This is a genomic window from Sorangiineae bacterium MSr11367 (assembly GCA_037157805.1).
GTDB lineage: Bacteria > Myxococcota_A > Polyangia > Polyangiales > Polyangiaceae > Pendulispora > Pendulispora rubella.
Genome location: CP089983.1, coordinates 5609837 through 5617258 on the forward strand (window position 1 = coordinate 5609837; position 7422 = coordinate 5617258).

Consider the following 7422-nt stretch of genomic DNA (forward strand, 5'->3'; position numbering starts at 1 on the left):
TCGATTTTTGGCAACGGCTCGGGGGTGGCGGTCGATATCGAGGGTGCTGCAACGCAACCCTGGAGAATTCTTATGCGACACGTCGCCCTTCTTGCGTCGTTTTCGGTAGCTTGGTTTCTCGCTTACGGCTGTGGGAACTCCGATTCGGAGGAGGGCGCTGCCCCGCCCGACGGGGGGATCGACGCACCGGATGGCAACCCCGGGCCAGTTCCCGAGAATTGCCCGGCGGCGTTCCCGGCCGACGATCCGATGGGCATCAGCGATCGGTGCGGATTGTTCGTCTCGGCCGGTGCGGCGGCGAACGCCGGGGATGGCACCATGGCGCGTCCGTATGGCTCGCTGCAGAAGGCGATCTATGCCGCGCTGGACACAGGGCGGCGCGTTTACGTGTGCTCCGGAAAATACGTCGAGCCGATCGTACTTTCGGGCAAGGTCTCGTTGTTTGGCTACTTCGATTGCGCGGGCGGCCATTGGAAGGTCACCCAAGAGCGAGCGAAAATTGCGCCCCGTACGAGCCCTGCCGTGCGCGCCGTGTTGGCTGAAAACGTCTACTTCGATGGCTTCGAGATCGTCGCGCCCGACGCGTGGGAGCCCGGGGGAAGTTCGGTCGGACTCCTGGCCACGGATTCGATGGGCCTCTCCATCGTCAACACGAAGATTCACGCAGGCGTGGGGGGCAACGGAGCCGACGGCAAAGAAGGTCCCACCCTGCGGCCCGCGGCCAATATGGACGGAGCCGGTGCCCCGAGCACGGAAGACTGCTGCCTCTACGACGTCACCGGTGCCTGCTCGGGTCGTAAGACGAGTTGTGAGGCCACGCATTCGAGCCGCCCCGGGGGAGTCGGCGGATGCGTCGACGACAATGGCCGTACCTACGGTACGCCTTCGGGCGGGATTTCGGGGGGAAGCGCCTGGTTCGTGTACGACCTCCTATCCGGCTGGCGACGGACGGACGGATGGGTGGAAGACGGACGGCCATTCGGCGGAGGAACGGAAGCCTGTGCCTCCGGTGGCCAGGCCAATACGAACACGAACGGGCGCGACGGACACCCCGGCGATCCGGGAACGAGCGGGTCCGGTGGTCGTGACTTCGGCGGCATCCTCCTGACGCCAAACAGCGTGTACGTCACAAGCGACGGCTCCCCTGGAACGGATGGGCGGCCTGGCCAAGCGGGCGGCGGCGGCGGCGGCCGCAACGCCACGAGCAATGGCTTGACCCCGAAGCAGGGAACCATCGCCATGGGCCCACCCGGTTCCGGCGGGGGCGCCGGCGGCTGCCCGGGCATCGCCGGTATGCCCGGCCAGGGCGGCGGCGCAAGTTTGGCCATCGTGTCGCTGAACAGCCCCTTTCAACTTCGTAACGCCTCCGTCGAGACATCCTCCGGCGGCGCCGGAGGCCGAGGCACCTTTGGAAGCGCGCCCACGGCCGGAGGCGAGGCCGGTCCGGCACTTCCACTTTTTGGAGATGCCCTCCGCGGATTCGCCGGCGGCGCCGGCGGCTTGGCCGGCGCGAGTGGCAGTGGCGGTGGTGGCCCTTCGATCGGCGTTCTTTACAGAGGACTATCGCCGATTTTGAATGACACCGTCATCAAGGTTGGCCCGGGAGGCAATGGGGTTCCCGAAGAGAAGGGGCGCACCACCATTCCGGGATCGAAACCCGGCCTCGCGACCCCCTCGCACGAGTTCTAAATCCGATTCAGAATCTCGGTGCCCCGCACGTCGGTGTACCACCATGGTTCGATGTACCGACGGGCTGGGACAGACGGTACACCGTAGCGGTACACGGCGTTGACGCGGTCTGCGTCCGACAGGCCGCTTTTTGTCCTTCTTCATGCTCCACCTGGAAGCCTTCCACCCTGACGGCGGTCTCGTGCACCGGCACGTCGATTGCTGTCGGCATCCGTCGAACCATTCGCGGCAGCCTGTTCGAGGAGCGCCGCCTATTGACGAACTGGGAGGTACCCATGAAATTCGCAAAAGCCATCATCGCCGCTATGCTGCTCTCGCTTCCCCTGGCTGGTTGCGCCGCGACCGAACTCGATGAGGAGAATACCGCCGAATCGAGTCGAATCGAGGAACCCGACCAAACCGCGTCGTCGACAGAAGCCCTTTTGTCCGGATGTTCCAATGCGGAGATTCGGACGGTTCAGAGAAACTGCCGGACTTGGGATTGCCCACAGATTTATGGCGCGGGCGTAGGAAGCAGAGGAATCCACTGGTGCAATTGGAGCAATGAACCGCCTTTCTCGCATGGAATCTGCCGCTACGAGTGTGCCTGCAGCAACGGGAAAACCGTGGTAGCCGGCGAGGCCGATCAATGCGATAGGTAATATATTGGTGGACGTCGGAAGATGACGAGCCGGCGCACGAGCGGTCCATCCGATACAATCGACGGCCGCTCGCGGTGCCTGCTCATTCTCCAGGCGGGCTTGGTTCCCGCCGACCTACCCGCGGGTGACTCAAACCGCGATATCGAATTTCTGCTTTCGCTGACATTTTGCTCGAGAGGGAATAGCCGCTCTTCGACCTTGAGAGCCACCATCCATCAACTGCGCTTCTCCACCGCGGACGACATCGAGCGAGTCGCCGCGTGTCGGGCGGGCTATCGGAGGCTCAGCTGCACCCTGCCGGAAGGTGGTGGTGGATCGTTGCGCGGCGTCGGAGGGGAACTTCGTTGGAAGCGTCGGGCGAAGGAAGCCCGCGTCGGGCGCCATTCCTTCGCGCTCGGTCCCGCCGGGCACGCCGCCTCTTTTCGCCAAGTCGCGCTCTTCCGCGGTCATGGCCTCGGAGTCGCCGCACTCGTGCGTGAGAGGCCACGGCGGCAACGCATGAGTGCAAGTTCCAGCGGTTCCGTCTAACCTTCTCTGGGTGCCCAAGGCTCGACGGACAGCGTCCATGATCTACCGCACGGCGTTGCGCCGCTGCTGCCTCATGCTCTCGACATCGGTCGGTCCGGCGAATACAGTTGCTACGTTTCCCTTGGCCCGGCCGCGGACGGTGCCACGGGAGCGTTTACGGCGTGGGAGGCAAGCGATGCCGCACGTCCGTGGTGTGCTGCGCTCGGGAAAACACTGGGCTTCGCAACACGGATTGGCTCGGAGCTCACTTCCGCGCATGATAGGCGAACCAACATTGCAAGCGCACTGGACCGGAAGCCGTAGAAATCCAAGCGCGAGGCGCATGTTGCGACGGACACAGAAACAGGGAGACCAATGCTGACGCGAGCAAAACCGTTACTTCATCAAGCAGGTTCTCCGCACCTCCCATCGCCACCCGCGCGGCCAGGCCCCGCAGGGAGCTGGACCGAAAAGGGGTTCGTGCTGTCGGGGGAGCGGCCGGACGCCATCCGCTCGGCGATCGCGTCCGCACACCGCAACCTCGTGATCCTCGACACGTCGACCGAGAGCATGGCGTCCGAGCTAACGGACCGCGTGCTCGACTTGAGAGACAAGCTGCTCGCCGTGGGTGTGCCTCCCGAGGCCCAAGAGCGCCGCGACAAAGTCCTGTTCGCCTTGTCGAGTTCGAAAGTGTCCGTCGAAGTCCGCGGCTCATTCGGGGATCGTGACGGATCCATGTTGCGCACGGTTGCTCGTGTGATCCACGGCATCGTCGTTTCGAAGACGGAGATCCGAGATGAGGTGGACCGCCTCGTCCTCTCCGCCTCACGCGACTTCGACCCGCGCGCACTTACCCCGCGATCGCTTTGGCTCCTTTCGGCAAAATCGTCACCAAGTGATCTACGCGACGCTGCCAAAAACTTGGTCATCGACGACGAAACGGAGGTCTCCGTCGTAGAATTGCACGGCGCTCGCCGGGACGAGCGCTTGGCGCGAGAGCTTGACGTCTTCGACGCGGTGAAGAAGGTCGGCAAGGGCCGCTATCGCCGGGCGGCCATCGAGCCGTTCGTTGCATCCGAGGCGGCTCTACGAATCGCAACGACGCGTCCTTTGGAGCCTAGGCAGCTCGCAGCGTCAAAGAAGGCAGCGCGCGCACTCGACGCGATCCTCTTCGATGGCTGGGGATTTTACGACCCTGCGGGTCACGCGATTGTGCTGCGCAACAACATGGTCGACCCACATGCCAAGGTTCCAGGCGCACGACGATGATCTCGCCAGGCTAGATCCTGCGGGCGCAGGACCAATTCGTGCGGCACAGGAAGCAAACCAGGCCACGAGCAGCGACCTTCGTGCCCCTTCGCGACACACCACGGTCGGCGGTGGAAATCACGCCGACCTCGTAGTGCCCAGGGACGGAATCGAACCGCCGACACGGGGATTTTCAGTCCCCGAGGAGGTGCGAATTTCGCCGGGAGAAGAGCCAAATTTTGCGGGGCTGTGCTGTATTTGGACGGCCTCCATGGCCACCGAGGGCGGCGGAGAGCGCCCCCGAAGAGGGCTTGCCATCGATGCCGGCAACCTTGACAAGACGCGTTCTCCAGCGCACGGGCGGCGCTCGCGTTCGCCTGCCGCGCCTATGGGCAACCGGGAGGTCCGACATGGATGGTCGCCGGGCCGGGCTCGATCTCCTCGTCGGCGCGCCACGTTGCACGCCGTGGTCACCCGCAGGACGGCACTTGGGCGTGCGCGATGGCGGCGACATGCTCCGCGTGACCGTGGTGCTCATTCGGCTGCTACGCCCGCGCGCCTACGCATCCTCGATGAACCCAATTGTGAAGTTCGGCGATTCGCTCGTCGAGCTACACGGAATATGAGTCCCATGTCATTCGATCGCTCCCGGCACCGCTTTCTTCTTCATGCGAAGAAGGCCGACCGGAGACGTTACTTGGTGGCGGCAACCTCCTCGGGAGCGTTGTCTTCCGGGTGGGCGCGAGCCTCTCTCGAAACGTGAATCATACACAATGAGCATCCGCTTGGATGTAGCCGGATAGGTCTCGCAATATCGCCGGAAACCGCGTCGCTCGTATGCTTCGGCTGGTACGCATTTCGATTGCACCTTCCGCGGGCTGAACGCGAACCAGTATCCGCTGCACGAGCAGCACCGCACCCCACACGCCATGCGGAAACTGCTCCGATGTAAGCAGCAACCGCTGTTGAAGATGGCTCATTGTGCCAATGCTGCTTGAGCGTGACGCGCGATTTCAAAATTGGAACGAGCAACGCGCTCGCGCAGTAATCCTTTCTAGGCATTTCTTGCCGCCACTTCGCCTTCACGAACGTCACAATAATGACAGGCATCATCGGATGACTGTTCGTCCGTTGCGGCCGCTATGTCTATCATGTACGACCGGTTGGAACGGAGAGCTTGACAAAGTGAATGCAAAGCAGATTTGGCGTTTGACACCGGTTTCCTTTGATCCAATCCTAGCTGACTGCGAGGAGGACTCAACGAGGAGACTCTCGAGACATCGGATGTTTGCATCTCACACAACAACGAGGTTCCAGCGAAGAGTGCAATGCCAAGAACGGGGACGGTGGCGAATGCTGGTCTTTCTTGCACCGGTTTCGCGGAGGTGGATCCTCGTTACAAGGTTCGTATGTAATGGCAACAACTAGATGCGTATCGAGAAGCCCACCGACACGTTGTTCGCGAGCGAGCTCTCGACTCGAATACCAGCAACGGCGACGCCTCGCTCTACGCGGATGGGGGGAGCATCCGCGTACTGGCGGAAGGCTCGCCAAAAATCGTCGATCTCCGTATTTCATTTCTGCATAGCCAACCTTCGTGCGCTCGCAACACGGTGGTATCGTCCGATTACAGGTAGGGGCCGCAGCGTCATGGCGCACCGAGTCGCGCCCCCCTCGATGACGGCGGCAAACTTCCGCTCCGGGGTCCACGTCTTCTGGGCGCATTCCCTTCTTGGCGGGCTTCGTCCGGTCGACCATCGACCTCTGTTTTGCTTCACGCAGGCACTTGGCGGGTCCGTGATCCTGCCATGCGTTGCACCATTTCGCCGTGAGCGCTTCGTTGTAACGTCGGCACTTGCCAGCTGCTCCCCGTGCGAAAATCTCGATCGATTCTTTTGTCCGTCGAAGCAGGTGAACAACTAACTCTGCGTCGGGGCGTCCATCGGATCCGCATTGCAACGAACGGAATCGTTGCGACCCACGACCCGAGCTGCCCTCGGGCGCCGAGGTGCACGAGAGTCACCACGGCACCGCCTCCATTTCTTGGTCGAGCCGGACGATGCCCCGAGTCGTGCGAGATGGCTACTGCCATTTCGAGCGGACTTTGTGTGCACCAAGACACGCGGGGGTGCGTCCATTCTTTGAAGGAGACGCTCCGCGGTGAACGGAACCACGGCCCCGAAATGGATAATGAGAAGAGATGGGGCAAGAACGAATTTCGCGAACCTGCCCGTGCGGTCGGGGAAGGACATAGCCATTCGTCCTCGGAGTCCGCACTTGATCGCCGGGTTGCCAACGGTCGCACGTCAAGTTCGCGTATGCCGCTGATGCCATCGATCCTCGCTACCATAAGGTGCGTCAACTGGGATATCTCGCTGCGGAATCAACGAGCAACCAGTTGGAAGTCATGAGCGTGGCTCGGATATGCCGATTCCCGCGCCCAGCAGAGCCTTTTCGAGCAAATGCAACTATCCCCGTCGTCCCGGACAGCAAGATTCACGCGCTGCAGGAGTAGCAAACAGCAAATCGCATCCATGAGTTGCCATGAGCGTTTGCTGCACCCGAATTCACATCGCTGGATACCGAATACGTTGAGATGCCCAGCTCGCGCCGCTTCGAGCGCACCGGGCGAAACGAGTGCCCACGCCGTCGATCGTCCGCTATAGCGAACACGCATACATCAAAACGAATTAACCAAATGTGCTTGGCAATTTAACGAAATAGACTATATCATCTGCCTTCCGCTATTCTACGAAACACATCGCGGTGGCGCGATTATAGTCACTTGTCGTCATCAGCGGCCAGATGATGGCAGTCTCTTTATCCGAACGGTTGGCCAAACATCATCTCCTTACCAATATGACATTGGCAGTGTTGCCGGCGGTCATGGACGCGCGGTCATGGCTGCATCGGAAACCAACATAGGCAACAAACATTCGCCATATCGACTAGTTGGAAATTGGATATTTCATATAACGTTGCGCCACTCGCACTATCAACGCTGAGCATCAGCGTCGTTCGCTTCGCCTTGGTCCATATCGACCGTAGGGCCACTACGTGAGGAAGACTTCAAATTAGTCGTCAATTGGCAAACCGGGCAACTCGGACCAGGCAGTCCGGGAGATGTCGGACCGCATGCTATCTGTTCTCTCATAACGCACGACGAATACCCACGGATTTTGTGGCACACGGAAGTACCTGCGCTGCAAGCGGGGCCAAGGCGCAACAATAAATCACCGACCGGACACATCATGGCGCGCGGAGAAAAGGGTACCCACGGATGAAAAAGCCTCTCGACTCAGATACCAGAAATGTCGAGGCTTCGCTTTGTGCGTGG

At 61.4% G+C, this 7422-nt stretch carries 3 protein-coding genes; all 3 read left to right on the plus strand.

Going from position 1 to position 7422, the window contains the following annotated elements; genetic code table 11:
• Positions 1-72 precede the first annotated feature (72 nt).
• The 3 genes from LVJ94_21600 to LVJ94_21610 all read left to right on the plus strand — a co-directional run bounded on the left by LVJ94_21600 (position 73) and on the right by LVJ94_21610 (position 4711).
• The gene (locus LVJ94_21600; protein WXB09813.1) at positions 73-1689 is read left to right on the plus strand and encodes a hypothetical protein; all 1617 of its coding nucleotides are present in this window, start codon (positions 73-75) and stop codon (positions 1687-1689) included.
• Between the two features lie 1523 nt (positions 1690-3212).
• On the plus strand, positions 3213-4106 hold the full coding sequence (locus LVJ94_21605) for a hypothetical protein (protein ID WXB09814.1): 894 nt from the start codon (positions 3213-3215) through the stop codon (positions 4104-4106).
• 389 nt (positions 4107-4495) lie between these two features.
• Positions 4496-4711, plus strand: a complete 216-nt coding sequence (locus LVJ94_21610) for a hypothetical protein (protein WXB09815.1) — start codon at positions 4496-4498, stop codon at positions 4709-4711.
• The last annotated feature ends 2711 nt before the right edge of the window (positions 4712-7422 follow it).

Coding starts and splice junctions, on each gene's coding strand:
- LVJ94_21600 (WXB09813.1), top strand. CDS start 73: ATGCGACACGTCGCCCTTCTTGCGTCGTTTTCGGTAGCTTGGTTTCTC.
- LVJ94_21605 (WXB09814.1), top strand. CDS start 3,213: ATGCTGACGCGAGCAAAACCGTTACTTCATCAAGCAGGTTCTCCGCAC.
- LVJ94_21610 (WXB09815.1), top strand. CDS start 4,496: ATGGATGGTCGCCGGGCCGGGCTCGATCTCCTCGTCGGCGCGCCACGT.